This is a genomic window from Christiangramia sp., assembly GCF_029937855.1.
Lineage (GTDB): Bacteria > Bacteroidota > Bacteroidia > Flavobacteriales > Flavobacteriaceae > Christiangramia.
In genome coordinates this window covers 44497-64461 of record NZ_JAPYPC010000018.1, presented here as the reverse complement: position 1 = coordinate 64461, position 19965 = coordinate 44497, and the positions used below count along the sequence as shown (strand labels likewise).

The 19965-nt window shown below is 36.3% G+C and carries 21 protein-coding genes; 8 read left to right on the top strand and 13 right to left on the bottom strand.

Annotation, left to right across the window (positions count from 1 at the left end; all coding sequences use genetic code 11):
* Positions 1-137: 137 nt before the first annotated feature.
* The 3 genes from Q1K34_RS10750 to Q1K34_RS10740 are packed head-to-tail and all read right to left on the bottom strand — an operon-like array spanning position 138 to position 2013.
* Positions 138-365 (bottom strand): hypothetical protein, encoded by a 228-nt coding sequence (locus Q1K34_RS10750; protein WP_300438381.1) that lies wholly within the window; start codon positions 363-365, stop codon positions 138-140.
* Positions 346-549: a sulfur transferase domain-containing protein gene (locus Q1K34_RS10745; protein WP_300438378.1), complete on the bottom strand. Its 204-nt coding sequence runs from the start codon at positions 547-549 to the stop codon at positions 346-348. The genes Q1K34_RS10750 and Q1K34_RS10745 overlap by 20 nt, the downstream gene beginning before the upstream one ends.
* 45 nt (positions 550-594) lie before the next feature.
* Positions 595-2013 (bottom strand): MBL fold metallo-hydrolase, encoded by a 1419-nt coding sequence (locus tag Q1K34_RS10740; RefSeq protein ID WP_300438375.1) that lies wholly within the window; start codon positions 2011-2013, stop codon positions 595-597.
* Between the two features lie 874 nt (positions 2014-2887).
* Between Q1K34_RS10740 and Q1K34_RS10735 the strand changes: the two genes are divergently transcribed.
* The 7 genes from Q1K34_RS10735 (at position 2888) to Q1K34_RS10705 (ending at position 9173) form a co-directional block, all read left to right on the top strand.
* The gene (locus Q1K34_RS10735) at positions 2888-3247 is read left to right on the top strand and encodes a single-stranded DNA-binding protein (protein WP_300438372.1); all 360 of its coding nucleotides are present in this window, start codon (positions 2888-2890) and stop codon (positions 3245-3247) included.
* 74 nt (positions 3248-3321) lie between these two features.
* On the top strand, positions 3322-3771 hold the full coding sequence (locus Q1K34_RS10730; protein ID WP_300438370.1) for a JAB domain-containing protein: 450 nt from the start codon (positions 3322-3324) through the stop codon (positions 3769-3771).
* 580 nt (positions 3772-4351) lie between these two features.
* The gene (locus Q1K34_RS10725) at positions 4352-4741 is read left to right on the top strand and encodes a BfmA/BtgA family mobilization protein (RefSeq protein ID WP_300438367.1); all 390 of its coding nucleotides are present in this window, start codon (positions 4352-4354) and stop codon (positions 4739-4741) included.
* A 10-nt stretch (positions 4742-4751) separates the two neighbouring features.
* Positions 4752-5783: a MobB family relaxase gene (gene mobB / locus Q1K34_RS10720; RefSeq protein WP_300438364.1), complete on the top strand. Its 1032-nt coding sequence runs from the start codon at positions 4752-4754 to the stop codon at positions 5781-5783.
* Positions 5784-5802: 19 nt separating this feature from the next.
* Positions 5803-7383 (top strand): type IV secretion system DNA-binding domain-containing protein, encoded by a 1581-nt coding sequence (locus tag Q1K34_RS10715; protein ID WP_300438361.1) that lies wholly within the window; start codon positions 5803-5805, stop codon positions 7381-7383.
* An 81-nt stretch (positions 7384-7464) separates the two neighbouring features.
* Positions 7465-8187 (top strand): DUF6088 family protein, encoded by a 723-nt coding sequence (locus Q1K34_RS10710; RefSeq protein ID WP_300438358.1) that lies wholly within the window; start codon positions 7465-7467, stop codon positions 8185-8187.
* Positions 8187-9173 (top strand): nucleotidyl transferase AbiEii/AbiGii toxin family protein, encoded by a 987-nt coding sequence (locus Q1K34_RS10705; RefSeq protein WP_300438355.1) that lies wholly within the window; start codon positions 8187-8189, stop codon positions 9171-9173. Before Q1K34_RS10710 ends, Q1K34_RS10705 begins: the two co-directional genes overlap by 1 nt.
* 21 nt (positions 9174-9194) lie before the next feature.
* On the opposite strand, the gene Q1K34_RS10700 is transcribed toward Q1K34_RS10705, so the two are convergent.
* The 8 genes from Q1K34_RS10700 to Q1K34_RS10665 form a co-directional block, all read right to left on the bottom strand.
* A complete protein-coding gene (locus tag Q1K34_RS10700) occupies positions 9195-10028 on the bottom strand; it encodes a DUF4138 domain-containing protein (protein ID WP_300438352.1) in 834 nt (277 codons plus the stop codon).
* Positions 10029-10056: 28 nt separating this feature from the next.
* Positions 10057-10986, bottom strand: coding sequence for a conjugative transposon protein TraM (gene traM / locus Q1K34_RS10695; RefSeq protein WP_300438422.1), 930 nt, complete (start codon positions 10984-10986; stop codon positions 10057-10059).
* Between the two features lie 11 nt (positions 10987-10997).
* Positions 10998-11612, bottom strand: coding sequence for a conjugal transfer protein TraK (locus tag Q1K34_RS10690; RefSeq protein WP_300438349.1), 615 nt, complete (start codon positions 11610-11612; stop codon positions 10998-11000).
* A 67-nt stretch (positions 11613-11679) separates the two neighbouring features.
* Positions 11680-12525, bottom strand: a complete 846-nt coding sequence (locus Q1K34_RS10685) for a hypothetical protein (protein ID WP_089663765.1) — start codon at positions 12523-12525, stop codon at positions 11680-11682.
* On the bottom strand, positions 12525-13106 hold the full coding sequence (locus Q1K34_RS10680; RefSeq protein ID WP_300438342.1) for a conjugal transfer protein: 582 nt from the start codon (positions 13104-13106) through the stop codon (positions 12525-12527). Before Q1K34_RS10680 ends, Q1K34_RS10685 begins: the two co-directional genes overlap by 1 nt.
* Positions 13103-15517 (bottom strand): TraG family conjugative transposon ATPase, encoded by a 2415-nt coding sequence (locus Q1K34_RS10675; RefSeq protein WP_300438339.1) that lies wholly within the window; start codon positions 15515-15517, stop codon positions 13103-13105. Before Q1K34_RS10675 ends, Q1K34_RS10680 begins: the two co-directional genes overlap by 4 nt.
* Positions 15504-15710: a hypothetical protein gene (locus Q1K34_RS10670; protein WP_300438419.1), complete on the bottom strand. Its 207-nt coding sequence runs from the start codon at positions 15708-15710 to the stop codon at positions 15504-15506. The genes Q1K34_RS10675 and Q1K34_RS10670 overlap by 14 nt, the downstream gene beginning before the upstream one ends.
* A gap of 107 nt (positions 15711-15817) precedes the next feature.
* Complete coding sequence (locus tag Q1K34_RS10665; protein WP_026934533.1) at positions 15818-16105, bottom strand: hypothetical protein; 288 nt, start codon at positions 16103-16105, stop codon at positions 15818-15820.
* Positions 16106-16343: 238 nt separating this feature from the next.
* Between Q1K34_RS10665 and Q1K34_RS10660 the strand changes: the two genes are divergently transcribed.
* Entirely contained in the window at positions 16344-16544 is a 201-nt protein-coding gene (locus tag Q1K34_RS10660) for a hypothetical protein (protein ID WP_300438333.1), read from the top strand.
* Between the two features lie 291 nt (positions 16545-16835).
* Here the strand turns inward: Q1K34_RS10660 and Q1K34_RS10655 are convergent, their stop codons facing one another.
* On the bottom strand, positions 16836-17777 hold the full coding sequence (locus Q1K34_RS10655; RefSeq protein WP_300438330.1) for a hypothetical protein: 942 nt from the start codon (positions 17775-17777) through the stop codon (positions 16836-16838).
* Positions 17767-19776: a hypothetical protein gene (locus tag Q1K34_RS10650; protein ID WP_300438327.1), complete on the bottom strand. Its 2010-nt coding sequence runs from the start codon at positions 19774-19776 to the stop codon at positions 17767-17769. Before Q1K34_RS10650 ends, Q1K34_RS10655 begins: the two co-directional genes overlap by 11 nt.
* Between the last annotated feature and the right edge of the window lie 189 nt (positions 19777-19965).

Below are 19965 nucleotides of genomic sequence, written 5' to 3'. Positions count from 1 at the left end.
TTTATTTTGCATGGAATTATTTTCAGGTATAAAATTCCTGTACAAATGTCAAAAAAATCGTAGCGCCATTCCTTTGTTACTATATCTATGATGTATCAGTCCTTATATCACAAATAGATTCTTTGTATATACCTTTGTTAATGATCGTTTACATATTTCTTGAGAAACTGCTCCAATTCCGGTACATCACATTCAAAACCCATTTCTTCAGCCTGTTTAATCACTTCTTCCCCGGACATATCCTTTTGGCACCCAATATGCATCATTACAAAGGCGCCTGAACGTTTTCCTGATTTGCAATGAACCAAGATTGGTTTTGGAAGAGATTCAAGCTCCTGTCGAAAATTAATTATTAACGATTGCATCTGATAAGTTATCCTTAGATATACCAATATGTTTGTATTCAAGGTTATGCTTCTTAGCCAGCTCTTTTTCTTTCTCTTGGGAAACATTTTGCTCTTCTTCATCGGTCTGCAAATTAATAACCGACTTAAAACCCTTATCAGCAAAAGTTTCAAAGCTGTTTTCATTCGGATCAAATGCTGCCACCGAAATTTCATCATTTACTTTTTTGATTTGATTTTCTATAATTTCTTACTTTTTTTGATATTGTGATTTATTTTCAATTGATAAGTCCGCAGCCTTCCATACCTTAAAACTACCCGGAATGCTATTCACATTCTGAAAGCCATTTTTTTGTAAAAGACTGGCCGCAATGCTGGATCTATAGCCGCTGGCGCAATACAGGGCAAATTTTTGTTTTTTATTTAAGGTACTTATCTTATCAGAGAGTTCGCCAAGAAAAATATGCCTGGCATCAGGTATGTATCCATTTTGCCATTCCTTATCCCTGCGCTGATATTGCCCATTATTTTGACTGAGTTCATGTACACTGAGTTGAGGCAATTTTTTAATTCGTTTACCCGATTCCTGCCAACTACGCATGTTCCCTGCCAGATAACCCTTAAAATTGGTATGTCCGCTGCGCCAGAGCAGCGTTACGACCTGCTCTAGATCTTTATCTTCAGGCAAGACCAGTAGTATAGGATCTTCTGTATCTATCAACCAACCGGCCCAAACCGACAGAATGGGACGTTGTCCTATGTTGAGAGCCCCTTCTATATGCCCGCCTCCAAAAGCCAGCATATCGCGGGTATCTATAATGATCGTATCAGGGTTCTTCATTTCTTCTTCAAAATCTTCTACGCTTAAAGACCTTACTGGTGGTAAATGGCCGAAAGTTTTTGGTCCCTTAGCATTAAGTTTTTTCATTTTTGGATAATGAGTAGGTACTGGAGGCGCACTATCCTGAATGGCTTTTTTAAATTCGTCGAAGGTCTCGATGTGCATGAAAGGATTATGCTTCTTCTCGTATCCAATGGTGGTATGCAGTCGGTCGCCTATATCAGGACCACAGGCCGAGCCTGCTGCATGGCATGGATAAACAATCACTTCATCTCCCAGCTTGCAGAAAACTTCCCGCATGGTTTTAAAAAGAGCCTGGGTCAATTCATCTGTCTTCTCATCACCCAATAAATCTGGTCGTCCTAAAGAATCTACAAATAGGGAATCCCCGGTTACAATGCCCCAGGGATCTTCTTTGTGCGATTCGTATAATAAATAGGATAAATGTTCGGGTGTATGACCAGGAGTATGCTTAGCCATCATTTTAACTTGACCGAATTCAAACTCATCTCCTTCCCGAACAGGTTCATATGCAAAATCATATGTGGCATCACCTTCAACGCTCACAAAAATTTTAGCGCTTCCTTTGCAACGGGCTTCCAACTCACGAGCCCCACTCATAAAATCTGCATGGATGTGGGTTTCAAAAACATGTGTAATAGTTACTCCATATTGCCGTGCTTTTTGAAGGTAAATATCGGCATCGGACCGGGGATCTATAACTGCAGCGCACCCAGCACTTTCATCACATATAAAATATGAAACCTGAGCGATACCTTCTGCTAATATGGGTTCAAATCTAAAAGCCATAGAATGTATAAAATACAAGTTTGACTATCTAAATTAAGAGTTATAAAAGATAAATAAGGTTAAGAAAAATGAAAGGTTTATAGGTGTAACAAGAGATTAACACATTCATTGTTAGTTGTTAATGGTTTTAGAATATTTGTTTTTGACACCGTGCTTTTACGATTTGATAATAGATAATCAAAAATAAAGTGAGATACAACTATTATATAAATAAGGGGTCATAATTGGCCCTACTTTTCTACTAAAGAGAATTTTTGGAAAAATTTGATTCAAGTAGCTTTACCTGTAGAAACAGAAAAAAGCCAGAGATTGCGACCATTAATTTCAATGATTCTATAAGTTGTATAGCAGTCAGCACATTACCGCTTCATTTCGCTAAATACTCCATTTTGGGTAAAGAGCTTTCTTTAGAACATCTTGAGCATCCTTTTCATTTTTTCTCTTGATGTATTCGATAAATAATAAGTTGTGCTAATCTTATAGCCTTATTCTATAAACTAAGTAACAAAGGACGCCCGCTTAATAGGAATTCCATTTATTCATTTACTTCGCTTCCGGTTGTTTTTTAATTTCAGTATTTCCATTTTCTTCCCGGCCGTTGCTGTCCCTACCTTTTTTGTAATGCAAAATACCAATATTTAGAAGTTAGTCCAGACTGCATAAGCCAGTCGCATACTCCTTTTTATAAGTCTTCCCTAATTCTAATTCTTGAAAATGTATCAGCATCAAAAAAGGTAACAGCACACGGCTCTATAGGAAGTAAATCAAATAAAAATCTCATGAAATCATTTCAAAACAACATACCCGGAAGCGAAGTAAAAAAAATCAAAAACAGGAAAACGCTCCGGATATAATAAGTAAATCAATTATTAATTTTTTAAATCTTTTAATTATGAGTACGCTTAGAAACAAAGTTCAGTTAATCGGAAATGTGGGGCAAACCCCGGAAATCAAAAATCTTGAAAGTGGTAAAAAAGTAGCCAGCTTTTCAATTGCAACCAATGAATTTTATAAAAGTTCAAAAGGAGAAAAAGTACAGGATACACAATGGCACAATGTTGTGGCATGGGGGAAAACCGCTGAAATCGTAGAGAATTATGTGGGCACCGGAAAAGAAATAGCCATTGAAGGCAAATTGACCACTCGATCCTATGAGTCCAAAGAAGGAGCGAAACGATATGTCACCGAAGTGGTAGCCAGTGAAATTCTTCTTTTAGGCAATGGAACTGCTAAGGCGGAAAGCCAGCAGTAGTTAATTAAAAGAGGGCGGGTACTTGCTCACGGTAACGCCCTCTTTTTCAATTTTAACCTTTAAATCAGATTAAAATGAAAACGAAAGTTAATGAAATATCGATAAAATATCAGGGCAATTTTAAGATCTCTCAGGCGCCTAAAATAAGTTCATCTGTTAATGCTGCTGAACTATTATATAATACCTGGAACAAAGACCAGATCGGCCTGCACGAAACTTTTAAAGTAATGCTGCTTAATAACGCAAATAAAGTGAAAGGCATTTTTGAAGTTTCCACCGGTGGAATTACGGGGACACTCGTAGACTTACGAATCTTGTTTGCGGTTATTCTCAAGAGCCTTAGCTGTTCCGTGATCCTTGCACATAATCATCCGTCCGGAACTTTGAAACCGAGCGAAGCAGATAAACGCCTGACTGAAAAAATTACCAAAGCGGCGGAAATGTTAGATATTAAAGTCCTGGATCATTTAATACTGACACCAGATGGTGATTATTTAAGCTTTACGGATGAAGGTATCCTGTAAAATATATTTTAATCCCTTATAAAATACCTCTAAAAACTTTAGGGGTATTTTTTTATTCTACCACTCAAATTTTTATTAGTTACCGGTAGTCTAAAATTTTAGAAAAGGAAAATTCGCTGTTACCTGAACCTTCCTTTTTTTCTTTCCAAGTATGGAATTAAATGAATAATAAAATTAAAATATTTTTTTCATTCTATAGCATATAAATTTCCTTTTGAAAAAAATATAGTATATTTAATTAGCTGAACTTCAGCACATAATTTTATGTAAGGTATCCCAATTTTTGACTTTCGCTGATATCCTTACCTATCATAATTTTTTACATAATGGAATTTTATTCCTCAAAATGCAAATGGACATTGGTCTAGTTTGTATGAGATTTTTGTCCCGCCTGGCGGGACGAAAAGGAATAGCAAGAGGATAACGGGCAAAGCCGCGTTATATATCTGGTTGTCAACACTAATTAATTGATAATCAATTAATTAAAATTAAATGAATTTCGATTAAAAGCTTTTTGAAGTCATTTTTTCACGGAAAAAACTTCACAGCCCAGTAAAATCAACAAAAATTTCACGGAAAAATGGATAAAGGATATGAAAAAGAAGTATTTAAAAGCATAAGTCTGAAGGCTTCCGTTGCAAAGAAATTCAACGGCTATTGCAAAAAACTTTCTATGTCAAAATCCATGACCTTGCTTTTAATGCTGGAGTTTTTTGAGGATAATGGAATTTCTCCAACGGAATCTATGGGCCCTAAAATGCAAACCCTGGAAAACCTGATCAAGAAAAGGATCAACGGAGTCATCGCTATCTTAAAAGATATTGAGAAAGGACAAACTAAACCAACGGTAGCCATGATGCAATCCTTGTTCCAGGAAGCTGAACCTAAAAAACAACCCTTGATCCTGGAGAAGAAAAATACGGAAGAAAAACAACCCAAATATCAGGAACGAAATCAACAAGACTCATAAATTATTAAAGATGTATATCACCATCACAGCACAAAAATTAGGGGGGAATTATTCTCAAGGTTCAGCCGACTTTGTGGACTACCTGGAAAAGGAAAATCAGGGATTGGATTCGCAGGATAAGGAGTACTTTTTTAATCAGTATAATGATCAAATTTCGGCAGAGGAAGTAGTTCGGGAAATTGATGCCAATACCGCTAAACTGGAAAAAACCGAACCCAGGTTTTATTCTATTACGATAAGTCCTTCAAAATATGAATTGAACAGGTTGAAAAACGACAGCGAAGATCTAAAAAAATATACTCGCGCAGTGATGAAAGATTATGTGGCTTCTTTTAATCGTGAACTCAATGGCCGACCGGTCAATATTAATGATATAAAATACTACGCCAAAATTGAACATCAACGCTTTTTTAAAGGCACCGATAAACAGGTACGGGAAAACCAGCCTTTTGCTACCAAAATACTTCAACTAAAAAATGATATCCAAAAAGTAAAGCGTGAGGAACGCTCTGGAAATATTACCCAGATAAAACGGGAGATCAATAAACTGGAAAAAGCAGCTCCCCATAAACAAGCAGGGCAACGAATTGTACAGGGAATGCCCAAAGAAGGGAACCAAAGCCATATTCATGTTATAGTGAGCCGCAGGGATGCTTCGAATAAGTATAGCTTATCTCCCGGTAGCAAATACAAGGCATCGAAGGTTCAGTTGAATGGGAAAACAGTTAAACGGGGTTTTGATCGTGATAAATTCTTTGGAAAAGCTGAAAAAACATTCGATAAGAACTTCGGATATCAACGAAACTTCGTGGAAACCTATACTGCCAGGAAAGAGTTCATTAAAAACCCTAGAAGTTATTTTTCAAATTTGATGAAACTGCCAACCAGTGAAAAAGCAATTGCCATGAAAATGCTAAAAGAAACCGGAATGCCTATGATGCCAAACATCCCAACCAATAAAGCCCAGTTGGCTTTAAAAGTTTTTAACCGGTTGAGAAGGGGAGTGGATATAACAGTTAAATCAAGCTCTATCGGAATTTAAATGAAATAATATAAATGATATGGAAGAATTCAACATTGTAAATACCACCATAATCGTCGCTTTTTGTAGTCTGCTTTTTTTCGGTTTATACCGTATTTCCAGATATGCATTTTTGATCAATTCCCTTTTGCTAATAGGGTTTATTCTTTACTACTTTTATCCCCAGCTGATTACAGAAGGCCTACTGTATGTGGGTTGCCCCTTATTACTAATCAATACGGTTTTCTATGTTTTCTGTCATTCCACTGAAATAAAGGATAAGGTTGCGAGGAAGTATCAGGTAAATTTTAAAACCAGTGGTAAAGATTTTAAAATTGCTAATATCAAACGAGGTGCATCCGTCATCGGGTCTGCCGGTAGTGGAAAAACGGAAAGTGTGGTCTATGGTTTTCTAAAGCATTTTCAGCAGTACAATTTCTGTGGGGTAATCCATGATTATAAGGATTTTGAACTTACCGAAATGGCTTATCCGCTTTTTAAGGATTCAGATATTCCTTTTAAGATCATCTCTTTTGATAAAATTATCCACCGGGTCAATCCGATTGCACCCCGCTATCTGGAAAATGAAGAGAGCGTCAATGAAATTTCCAGAGTTCTCATTGAGAATCTATTAGAGCAAAAGGAATCAGGCACAAGCGGAACCACAAAATTCTTTAATGATGCAGCAGAAGGTTTAATAGGAGGGATGATCTGGAAATTGAAAACATCCTATCCACAATATTGTACATTGCCCCATTTAATAGCGATATACCAGTTTCTGGACACAGAGAGCCTTATAGCTTTCCTGGACTCGAACAGGACCTCCAGGGCGATGGCAGATGCTTTTATTAGCGGTAAAGATTCAGAAAGACAGACTGCAGGGGTAAAGAGTACCCTGGCCAATGCCTTAAAACGGATCAGTACCCAAAGTATATTTATGGCCCTATCTGCAGATGACGTTCCTTTAAATATAAATAATCCCGAAAACCCCGCAGTAATTTCCGTAGTGAACAACCCTAAATTTGAATCTTCCTATTCTGCGGTAATTGCAGCCATCATCCATACCATTACCAAACAAATGAGTGTACGTAATTCTAATCCGTCATTTCTATTGATGGAAGAAGCACCTACCTTACGATTACTGAATATGCACCGCATTCCGGCTACTTTAAGAAGTTATGATATTGCCACTGTATATGTGATGCAGGATAAGATCCAGAATGACATGATGTATGGGGATAAAGCCAGTAAGGCTATTCTAAGCAATCTATCTTACCAGTTCTTTGGGAAGGTAAATGATCCTGATACCGCGAAATATTATGAACGTTTCTTTGAGATAATAAAAGATCCGACTAAGAGTGTGAGTAGTGGCCATAACCTGAATTTCGATACACGAGTGATTACCGGGGAAAATGAAATTCCGAAAATTAGAGCAGATGTTTTCTTTCGATTGAAACAGGGAGAGTTTATCACATACGCTGATGGGAAGGATAAAAAAGTACAGTTTAAATTACAAAGGATTGTAAGAGAGCTCCCTGTAAAAGCTCAGGAGTTTTCTTCAACTGATTTGGAAAGGAATTTTGAAAGAATTTATCAGGAAGCTAAATCCATTTTTAAATAATTACAATAACAGTATATTTAGTCAAGTAAAAACCAGAAAAAACTTGACATAATTCAGTTTAAAGATTATCTTTGCTGTACTATGAATATTGCAGCATCCATCAAAAGTAAAATTAATAAGTTAGATTCAGGAGAGGTTTTTACCTATGATACCCTTGGAATTCCTCCAAATGAATTCCTTGCTGCTGCAAAGGCATTAAGCCGATTAGTTGAGGATGATGTAATCAGGAGATATAAAAATGGGGTATATTACAAACCTAAACAAACTGCTTTTGGGGAATTAAAGCCCAGAGAAACTACACTTCTTGACTTGTATCTCTTTGAAAAGGACAAACAGATTGCTTACGTTACCGGATTGAGACTATACAATGAACTGGGATTGACCACTCAAATCTCGAATGTGGTAAGGGTAGCAGGTAATAAAGAGATCAAAGCCAAAATAGGTAATCTTGTCATTAAACCTGCAAAAGCGTATGTGCCGGTTGAAGAAAACAATGTATCGTTACTTCAATTATTAGACGTTATAAAAGATTTTAAAAATATTCCGGATATGGATAAAAAAAGAGGAATCACCTTTTTAAGGAAAAAAATTCAGGAGCTTACTGATGTAGAGAAAAATAAACTGATTGCTATTGCCAAAGCATATCCTCCAAAGGTGAGAGCACTGTTAGGTGCCATCCTTGAAGCTCTTTCTTTAAATTCCCTCAGTACATCACTAAAAGACAGTATCAATTATCTGAGTACTTATAAATTTGGCTTATCCAAAAGCATCTTACCTACAATCTCAAACTGGAATATTTCTTAATGAAATTACATCACTATAAAGCCGCTTTTGAAGGTGCCATCGTGGCCACTGCCCAACATTTCGGAATTTCTGAAATCTATGTAGAAAAAGATTATTGGGTGACCTTTGCCCTTAAAATCATCTTTACGGATCCCAACTCCAAAGATATTACCGTTTTCAAGGGAGGAACTTCGCTATCTAAATGCTATGGTATCATTCAACGGTTTTCCGAGGATATTGATCTCGTTGTCATAAAAGAAAATGGAGAAACAGATAACTCTTTAAAAAGAAAACTTAAGAAGGTCACAAGTGTGTTGGAATCAGAAATGAAGCTTGTTCCTGATCACCCCCTGGAAAATAAAAAAGGCAAAATTAGAAAGTTGGTGTACGGTTATGATAAAGTAGGGGTAAAAGGTATATATGGGCAGGTTCGGGACCAGATTGTTTTGGAAGTTTCCAGCTTAGGCAGATCTTACCCGTCACAAAAAGTCAGCGTGCACTCAATGATCACACAGTTTATTGCGACCACAAACAATCAGGACCTTATAAAAGAATATCAACTTGAACCTTTTAATTTAACGGCAATAAGCATCGAACGAACCTTTTGCGAAAAAATCATTAGCCTGGTAAGATTTTCATATACGGAGAATCCTTTAGAGGATTTAAAAAATAAGATCCGACATACCTACGATTTACACCAGTTACTGCAGGAGTATAAAATTTCGTTATTCCTAAAATCAGATGATTTTGAAGTAATGCTTTTGCAGGTAGGGAAAGATGATGATAAAGCTATTCCCACAGATAAAGAATGGTTGTCCAAACACCCGTTAGAATCCTTGTTTTTTAAAAATACCGAGAAGGTTTGGGAAAGTTTAAGCCCAACTTATAATGGTCAATTCAGGGAATTACTAACCGGAGAACTACCAGACGAAAAAGAAGTATTGCAATCTTTGATGAATATCGGATCCAGACTAAAAGATATAAAGTGGTCTATCTTAAAACCTTGATTTCGGATAGTCAGTTGGTTTTCAATTGGGATTATTTATAAACCGATGAGAGATTTTTAAAACCACATCCCTTTCACCCTTTGCTTCGTTAAGCTCCAGTAATACCTGCCGGTCGTTACTCAGAGAAAACTTAGGAAATACATACACCATTCGAGCAGTGTGGCCTTCTTTAATTTTCATAGGAGCTTTATAGGCGAATACAGGGTCCTTTTTAAGGGATTGCATCGATTTTTTCTTTCCCTTTTGCCTGGTAGTCACAGATAGATTCAGAAAATTAACATCATAATCCAGGCTGGATTGGTTCTCAATCTGAATTACAAAATACAGTTCGTTCTGGTTAAAAACTATATTTTCAACACTTAATATGATGCCCTGGTTTCTTTTCTTTATCCTACCAATCCGCTCCTTTTTACGTAAGAGATAGGAACCAAAACTTTGATAATGAGTATCTCTATCGAACTGATTTCTTTTTGGTTCTACTTTCTTAGCAGGGCCTGGTCGATCAGGCTTTGCATTGCCTATACGTTCTGTACCCTGGATAAAATAGTTTAATCTGGAGAGGTCCTTCCTATACTTAAGGATATAAGAGTACACCGAACCTCCGGCATCTATTACCAGAAGATTACTCTCTTTACCTGGTTTGGCCTGTAATAAGCCGAAATATTGTTGTCTTTCCCTGTTATGGGTAAAAACAAAATGGCTGGCACCTGTAATACCCTGGCTGATAGGCTGCGGAAAAAATAAAGCCACGTTTTTGTGCTCATTGGCAAAAATCGTGTCCAATCGTTCTGCCTTTTGAGAATAAAGTTGGATGCCTGTTAAGAGCATCGCGGAAATAAGAAGATATGTTTTCATGACATAGAATTTAATTTACACCAGGTGTTTATAAGCCTGGTTTTAATATGAGTTTATAGTTATTGAGGACCGTAACTTTTACATTACGATTTTTGGTTTTTAGTAGTTTGCCTAAACCACTTACCTGTGGCACACTGGGAATATTGATCTCTCCTAATAGATCATCCAGGACTTCGGTAGTCGCTTCCTCACGAAAATTATTTTCCACATAAATACCTTCACTTCCATCCTGTAGATCAAAAGCTTTTAATGCGGTTGGTTGATGTTTTAAATTCTCTATTTCGATAAGCACCCGGTTAGGCTGAAAGCTTACAAAACCAAAAATGGTGGTATTCTTTGGGATCGGCTTATTGCCGATAGTAGCATCCTGGTATAGCCGTAAACGGAGCCGGGAATTAGACCTAACTACCTGGGTACCATCGACTACAGCTAAAATTTCCGAATCGGTAGTTTCAGAAGCAGCAATGTTGTTTGATTTAGGATTGGATGCAAAGAAAAGCTGGTGCTCCAGTCCCATCTCTTTAGCCTGGATCTTCACTTCCTCCCGAATTGCTGAAGTATCTGTCCTTTGAATTTTCCTGGGAATTGATTTTTTAGACCGGGCAGCCACCGCACTTACTTCCGCATACCTTCTTTCTCCCAAAAAATAAATACTATCGATAATGTGCTGTTTTTCCTTTTCGGGAAGTTCTGCATCGTAATAACCCAGAGAATCCATCAGTTTTTCATCATAAATACTCGGGACATTGGTCTCCCTTACCTCTTTTAAGTCGTTGATGGCATCCAGTTTCGAATCATAGGATGGTGGATCTTCCCGCAGCTCTGGAACCGACGTTTGTTTTAGGTTATTGTCTTCGTTTTGATCATCACCTGTGATCATGATCGTATAAGAGATCAAAAAAATGATGGTGATAGCGATGATACTCCCAACCACGATCTTATTCTTTTCTATTTTCATCATAATATGTTTTAAGATTCAGGAACGATTTTTCTCAGACTGTTTTCAAAGTAATCCGTAATCAGGAGGCCATGAGGATTATTTGGAAAATGCCGGTCTACCGTTATAAGTTTTCCCGTGGAAATAAGTTCATAAGTGTCCACAATAGAGCCTCGGTTGATTTCAAAAGTGGTAGTTGTTCTAAACCTATAATGATCATCCATTTCTTCGATGTCCGATTCGATACTGATGACCTTTTGTACCAATGAATATTGAAGCAGGCGATTATAAACACCATCGGCTTTTTTCTGGCGATATAGATCGGCAATAGAACCATTACCCAACCATAATGCCTTTTCAAGGTTTTTCTCATAATTGGTGGCGTCAATATTGTAGAAGTAAATGTGGAACAGGTCTAAATGTGCTAATGCTTCCACCTGGAAATTTTCTTTTTGGGTGACTAGTTTTAAAGGAATAATACTCCCGTCATTGTTAATGGCAAAAGCAGAGTTCAACGCTTTTTTATTCGTTGTGAAGGTGACCCAGAGGGCAAAAGCACTAAATATTTGTGCGCTTATAACAATTGCTAATACAATAAATCGGTTGAGTTTTAAGACGGTATAAATATCTTTATAAGGAGTTTTCATAGTTTTTGTGTTTAATGTTTTTACATCTGCTTATTCTGATCTATCTTTTCCATAACTGGCAAAGGTTTTAGCTGGTAAATAATCTCAGGGTAAAGGAGATGGCGCGGCGGTATAATTTGAATTTTAAAAAGACGATAAAACCAATCGATCCCAGTTCCACCACCGGAGCAAAGAAATTACTTCCGAAATCGGTTCCGAAAAGGTTCTGCCAGAAGTTGGTATTAATCTCCGTATAGAGCGCGTTAATAAATACATTGACCAGAAAAAAAGCAGGAACAAGCATATATACTCCCGCATATAATCTGAAAAAGCTATAGGCCATCGAACGGAATTTCTCAAATACCGAAAGACTAAGGATCAAAGGGAAGAAAGCCTGCATGATTCCCAGGATAAAATAGCGCTCCGCAAGAAAAAGGGGATAAATGAACAGATCCAGGATCCATAAAAACAGGCTGATCAGAAAGGCAAAAGTTTTAAAACCATATAATGGAGTGACCAGTGCTTCATATAATAAGGCCATGGCTTTGCGCATCGCGTCCAGTGCGGATACATCTTCTTCGATCGGGATCTCCTGCATCTGTAGGGGGAGGAGGGCAGGAGCAGTTTCACGGTATTGATTCTCTATGGCTACAAGGATCCCATCAAAAAATCCCAATATCTGAGTAGAGAAAATAACCAGCAATACCACGGCAAAATTCTTTGCCAGTTCACCTGGACTAAGACCCCAGGTATATCCATCCTTTTCCGCTACACCCTCATTATATTTCTTCAGAATGTTGACCAGGAAAAATAAAACAGCTAAGGTTTTCATTCCTACTATAGTGTATTGCGAGAACTCACTACTCTGAATCGTCTGGAATACAGTATCAATATATTCCAGACCTACTGCGGATATGATGGCACCAGCTGTCATTAAAAAGCAGTTTCCCGGTTATTGATCCTGTCCTGCATCTTCCGAAACGAGATGATGTCCTGGTAACGCCTGGTTTTCAAGCGCACATCATTCACCATTTCCTGGCTTTCCAGTTCTTTTTGTTTTAATACCTCGGCCCGCTCTGCGTCACTCATTTTTAAATGGTCACTGGATAAGATCTCATCGATAAAATCCATGGTTGCCAGAGAATTTTCCACTACGGCATCAAAGGATTCTGTGACCCTGGTTACTTCATCGGGTTCGATATACGGCGAATTAAGAATGTCTCGAAGGTCATTCTGCATGACGCTGATCAATCGCTGATTATTTCTTCCGATCTCCCGAACAGCCTTCAGATCCTGGATGACACTATTGACCTTTTCTATATTCTCCTTTTGAGCTTTTAGAAAATTAACCGTCTTTACCAGATTGGCTGTCTGTTTTGCTGATTCTACAAGGGATTTTACCAGACTGATAAAATTGGTATTATCATAAACGGGCATTCCCTGGCACGCAGCGCGTGCAGGCAATAATAAGGCTATAGCCATTACTACAATCAAAGTTAGAGTTTGCTTTTTCATAATTTCCTGTTTTTAGGATTAATAAATTCTGTAATTGCTTTTTCCATGGAGTTATGTTGGTCATACAGCGCCATGATGCTGTCATTTTCTGACCCGTCAGTCAGATATGCCGCATAAACTTCCATGGGTACTTCGAGACGGAATACATTGCTTTGTTTTCCAATCTTTATAAAGATCTCTGTGTATTTTCTGGATCCGGTAAGGTTGTTCTTAATAGATTTTAACTGGTTAAGATCATGTTTGGAGAGGTTTAAACGTCTTACCAGCTCTTCATATCCTTTTTCGTTATGGAGGCTGTAAATCACCTGTGTGTTCTCCAGAATACTCGCTGAAGTGGAATTATTGGGAAGCTGGTTGATCGATTGTAAAATGATTCCGATAGCACCGTTCTGTTTACGAATAGCCTGATAGTAAAATTCTACGCTCTCTAGTACGTTTTCAAATTTTAGCTGTTTGGCAAATTCATCAAAAAGGATAATTCCTTTTTCCGAACGATTCTTCCATATGGTTCTTTGTATAGCCGACTTGATCAGCTTCAACATCACCGAAAGGATTTCCTTGTTATCCCTTACTTCATCCAGTTCAAAAACGATCAGACGTTTATCCTCGATTTTATAGGTCTGATCTTCGCTGACTTCAAATAGAAAACTATATAGACCATCGCCAACATACTCCGACATGATATGTAAGAAGTTCGTAATGTTGAAGTAGTCGGGATGGATTTTGAGTTTGGTCAACAGCTCTTTTTGATTGCTTTCGATGAAGTGATAAAAGCTATCCAAAGAATGATTCCCAGGTGTGTTTATATAATAGTGGCGTAATATCTTTTTTATGGAAACCGACTGGGCTTTGGTTACTTTCAGATCAGAAGCAAATAATTCGAATAAGAATACCGACAAATCTTCCAGACGTTCCGGGCTTAGATCATTTTTATTATTGATGTAGAAAGGATTGATACCTAGACTCTTTCCACTCTCATAGCGAAGTACAGTATATTGTCCCGGATATAGTTTAGCAAATTTGGTGTAGGATCCTCCCAGATCTATAATGACCAAGCGTATCCCACTTTCAAAATATTGTCTCAAGATGTTGTTAGCCAAAAAGGATTTGCCTTCACCAGTGGGAGCAAAAATGGCAAAATTTCGAGCTTTGATCCGTTTCTTTTTCTCGTCCCAGACATCTTTAAGTACAGGGATATTATGTTCCCGGTCATTAAAGATGATACCTGTAGGATCAGACTTATAATTTGTATTATTAATAAACAGGCACAGGGCATGTTTTAGGTCTGTCACATATAGATCTTCATTGGAGAAATTGGAGGAAAAACAGCAATAACTGTTTAGTATATAATTTTTACGTTCTTCACCTCCGGGGTAGTAGGGTAGAATGTCCAGCTCTTTGAATTCGGTCTTTATTTTGGAAGCAATTCTATCCAAATTTTTAGCGTTCCGATCCCAATAGATGATGTTTAGATGACCGCGTATGATTCTGGAATTTTCATCCCCATTGATCCGATCCAGAGTATCCTGTATTTTTCCCAGTACTATTTTGTTTTGAGATCCGAAATTGGAACTCTTTTTTAATTCCTCCACTTTTTTATCCAGCAGCCTGCTCCATTTATGTTTGTCGTCCAGGTATATGATCTGGTTTATCATATGATTTTCATTCAGGGTGAGCCCTAAACCATCAATAAATCCCTGATGAAACACAAAATCGTCTGAAGTGAATTTTTCATTGGTCTTGCTACTTTGAACACTTTCGCCAAAACATAGTTCGCTGTTGATGGCCAGGGTGTCAAAATTATTTTCACCAATATTGACATTTTTCTTATCCAGTAAGATATCGGTGTCAAAGCCTTTATTGAAACCATTGAAATAGTTGTTAGTCAGGTGCTCTATACCTTTACCTTCCATCGCAACCAGTTCTATTTTACGACTGTTATTGATAAATGAAACCGAATCGCTCACTGCAGCTGTAAAGCTTTGTACAATATCATCTAATTCCCTAACAATTGCTTTTGAGATATTTCTAAACGGATTGACATATTTGGAATTATTAAGGGCTTTATTTTTGGGCAGTATAAAAAAGAGAAAACTGCGATGTTGCATATATCCTCTTCCTTTGAAATGATCATGGGTGGCTTTTTCTAAAAAGGATTCGCGTGGTAATTTCTCGCACGAATAGGCTGTCTTTAAATAAATATCCTGCTTATGGACAACAGTTCCTACCGGTAGTGATTTAAGTGCCTGAAACCATGCTCCATGTATATCTTCAAAATCTTTTTCAGATAGGGAATATATCTCTGGTAAGATCACTTCATAACACAAAACCACATTACCATTATTGGCAAAAATGATATTGTCTCGAATATCTACAATAGGATTATGGGCAGATAGGTTAATCTTTTTCATAGTCGAAGCCTGAATTTTTTTTATTACTGATGATTTTTGGGAATACTTTGGCCACATAAAATATTTGAGGATTATTCACTGACTTGGTTAATGTGATATACAAGACCGAATTGAAAAGGAATACACCACTAATAATCCCAAAACTGAAAGAAAAGATGATGACCAGAAGAGAAGCTATTATGGATACCATCATCAGTGCGAACAGGGATAAAGGCAATCCAAAAATGATTGCCTTCTTTCTCATATTTCTATAGATCTCAAATTTTTTCATAACGTTTAGTTCATTATTACTTCAGGATCTTATACTACAATGGTTATCAAATAGGAAAAAATACCTACGACAGCGCCGGCAATGAGAACAAAGACCAGTACCCTGGTGATTCCTTTTTTGAGATCAGAATTTTCTCCAAAGAAATGACCAGCATTAAAAAGAAATCCAATAAGGAAGATGACCCCCAGGATAATAGGGAAGATGCTCCTAATAGTATCAGAAACATCGTTAACGGAATTTTCAATTCCCCCAATTTGTGCAAAGAGTGATGTTGAAATTAGGGAAGCAAACGTGGCCAAAAAGATTGATTTTTTCATAACGGAAAAGTTTAGATTTTTGATGTTGTTTTCGTTAAAGAAAAATTACACATAAATAGTTTTAAATAATTGAAAATCAAGGATTTGTGAATAAAATATTATTTGGTTTTATTTCAATTCCGTTGCTATTATTTGGTATTAAATTCTATGAATATCAAGTTGTAAGTTGTTGATAACCTGAAAATTGAGAATTTAGAAAACACTCAAAAACGTCAGATTTCTGACGTTGCTCTTGAAAATGTGTTTCATTTTCTGGCAGGGATCTCAGAATCAAAAAATAATTATCATTGATCCAGGACACGACGGGAACGATTCAGTTGCCATTGGAATAAATGGTATTCAGGTACTGGATATAGTGATGGAAATTGCAAAGAAATTTCTTGAGCTAAATGAGAAGAAGGATGTACCATTAGTTATTTATTTCGGTGCATTGAAATGATTCGGATAATCCAAGGGTTTGGAAAGTAGGGGAGTGAAGTTTGCAAATTTTCAGGTGCTAATAAAATGGTTGGTTATTATCCTTCTGTACTTTCGGATTTAGGGTTTTTGAGTAATGAAGATGAAGCAATTTACTATCAGGAGCTTCAATCTTATCAAGCCTTGGGTTTAGCGACTTTAAAAAGTTTAATAAAGAATTTAGATGGCGATGCGAGATATAGGAATTGAAATACTCAAGGTAATTGAAGAGATAATTGTGGAACTATATAAATCACTTTTTCTCATAAAGAAATTACAGAATACCCCAAATCATCTGCTGTAAATTAAAAGACTCTTCTTCAATCCATTCTTCTTTATCTATAAGGGTTTTAATAAGTTTTAATTCTTTTTTAGAAAAATCTTCAAGTTTTAAACCAGATAATGATTTCGTCAAATCCCAATGACTATTATGATAATCAATATATGTGCTTATTCTTTTATGCGGTTCATTCGGGTACAATAGATGAATATTCTTGTTTCGGTTTTTAAGTTTAGTCTTTATTCTCGAATAAATTTGTAAGCCAGCTAAATCCCAATCACAAGAATAATAGATTGGCTTTGAAAAACCTTTTTCGTCTATGTCATCTATAATCGCGATGTTGTTTCCGCCAACGTACCATAATTTTGTTTGTGTTTCCTTAGCAATCCAAGGTTGTTTAAGAAAGGATTTATTTTCGCACATTATTACGGCTTTTGGTTGTGTGTTATCAACTACCAATCGCCATTGATTTTCTTTCTCGTCAAACGGAAATTGAGAGATATCCAAAATTTTAAAAACTGCTTTTCTTATACTCGTTCTATTCTTAAGATATTTTGAGGTACCAAAAAACTCATTTGAGAAGTCTTCAATATTTGTAGGGTTACTCTTTAATTCAGCTTTGTTTTCTGCAATTAGCATTAGGGTTTTTACGTCCTCAATGGTAAAGGCTTTGTTGGCTGTTGGCTTAATGCCATTTTCTATTAAAAACTTCTTAGCTTCTTCATAAGGTTTTTTAAATTCCTTTTCATAGAACGTTTCAAACCTATCAGTGGAAACTATAACTTTTATGTTGTCCGGCTTTAAATCCAGAATACCTATTTCGTGTATGAGATAGTTAATGTAAGGATGCCCTTGAATAACAGCTCTAGTTCTTTTATGCCGATACAAATCATCGAGAGCCTTTAACTCCTTCCATGCAATATTCTTATTCATCATTTAATAGAGATTGTATGTATTGGTCAATGTCTTCAGTCACTTCTTTAGAGAATATCCCTAGAGGTGGTACAAAGCTATCTACATTGGCCAAGTTGTTTTCGTTCATAATGTATATGAATTGACCGTTATCTGTTATTTCGCCTGCGGTCTCGATTGCCATCGTAATAATTTGATATTCTTCTTTTTTCGCGAGTTCGTGCAACATATCATAATTGCTTCCCAAACCTTCTGCTTCGTCTATTGGCATAATTTTTAATCCTTCTTTATCCTTTTCATCTATTAATGACAACCTAGCCAAGCACAATAAAGCATTTGCCGCATAGGTTTGGCCATTACTACCAGAATTGACCTCTTCATTTTCGAGTTTTAACTCAAAAACTAAATCAAAATAAGATTTTGGGTTCATTAGATCTTCAGGTTCAACTTTAGTACTACCACCAAGTTTTTGAAATGCTTTAACCATCATCTCATTAATATCAATTTCCTCACGTAGTTCACTAAACAAACCTGTATAGCTAAGTTGATTATGTAGCTGTTTCCTAAAAGTGGTAAGCCAATTCTCTGGGTAGTGGATTGATTTTTTTGAGGTTAATGACGCCTTGTTACCGCCAGTAATTCCTCTGTTTCCCTTTTTAAGATAGTTGTCAATCTCATTAATCTTGGTTAAGTATCCTGTATAAACTTTATAAACGTCATTAAATATACTTCCCAATATTTCCACTTTTCTAGAACCGATTTCCTGAATATCCTGAGTCAGTTTGTTCAACCTCTCAACAATATCGTTTTCAATCAAATCTTCATCGACTTTGGTAGTAGGGAATACAGTTGGCAATAGATAATTTGCCAATTGTCCAATAGAAGCCGTTTCATCATACGGAATATCTTTAGTTATTATCTTTAAATATTCGATATATGCGAGTTGCGTCTTATTTGCTTTGACTTGGAAAGAATTGTTTCCACCATCATCAGGATTTGTGGTTTCTTTAATATTTTCATCAAACTTAATCACCGATTTGAAAAGCTGCTTATTTAGTTGCTTGGTTTCCGTTATTTCATCTTGAGCTAATGTGATTTGCTTTTCTCTTTGACCGATTTCTATATCTAAATCCTTAATAGAACTTAAAAGTTGATATTTTAATTCGGAAAGATTCTTTTTATTAACGATGTTTTTGGTATGAGTATCAAAAAATAACTTTTCATTAAAGTCCTTTTCTTTCAGGCTTTCTTCTTGCTCTGCCAAATGTTGTTCCTTAGAAGCAATTATTTCCTCTATTAATTGAGCATCAATAGAAGTGTCATCCCCGAAAAGATCTGTCTGTAATTGTTTTATTCTTTTTTGGTGATTTTCTAGTTGGCTTTTTCGACTCGTAAATTCCTCATATTCCTTTTGCAAAGAGTTGTATCGTTTGAGGATTTTAGTTTTGTTCTTATATGCCAGCATATGAAGTTTAAAAGTATCTTCAGTTAGGCCTTCCAAGCTATCGTCAATTTTAAAATTAAGTAGCTCATCCTTTATTTTAAAAAGTCCAATATGTTTTTCAAGATTACTGTATTCAAACAGCGTATTTTTAAGGTGTTCTTCATTCTTCTTTTCAGCTATAAGCTTGGATAATTTTTTTTCAACACCTTCCTTAAGTTTAGATAAAGATTTTATAATATCACTTGGATTTTTGACATTGAGAACCTGATGTTCTGAATACGTTATAAACTCATATACACCTTCTAGATTGAGCCAAAATCCGTGTTCGCTTTCATCCTTGATATTTGAATCTATATTGTGAAAAAGTTGTTCCGGAAATGGGACGTATCTTTTAGAATTTACTTCTGAGGGCTTGACTTTTCCATATTTTTGAAAATAGATTAATACACTTTCAAGAATGTGTGATAGCGGAAATTCGAGATTATCTATAGCCCAATTTACCAAAGATTCAGAGTTGTTCAGGTCTGAGAATCTTGATACTGATTCTAGTTCTGCAATGACTTTCTCTAAATCGTCCATTTTTTTGGAGTGTTCCTTATTTTCTTCCTTGTAATCAGTTAGCCAATTGGATGCTTTAAAAGCATCTAAAATATTATTAGTAGAAAGATATTTTGTGAATTCTAGTAATACAGATTTATTATTATTCTTTAGTCGTTGAGAAGCAAACCATTTGTTTACTTTTTCAACATCATTATCGTGAGAAGTGAG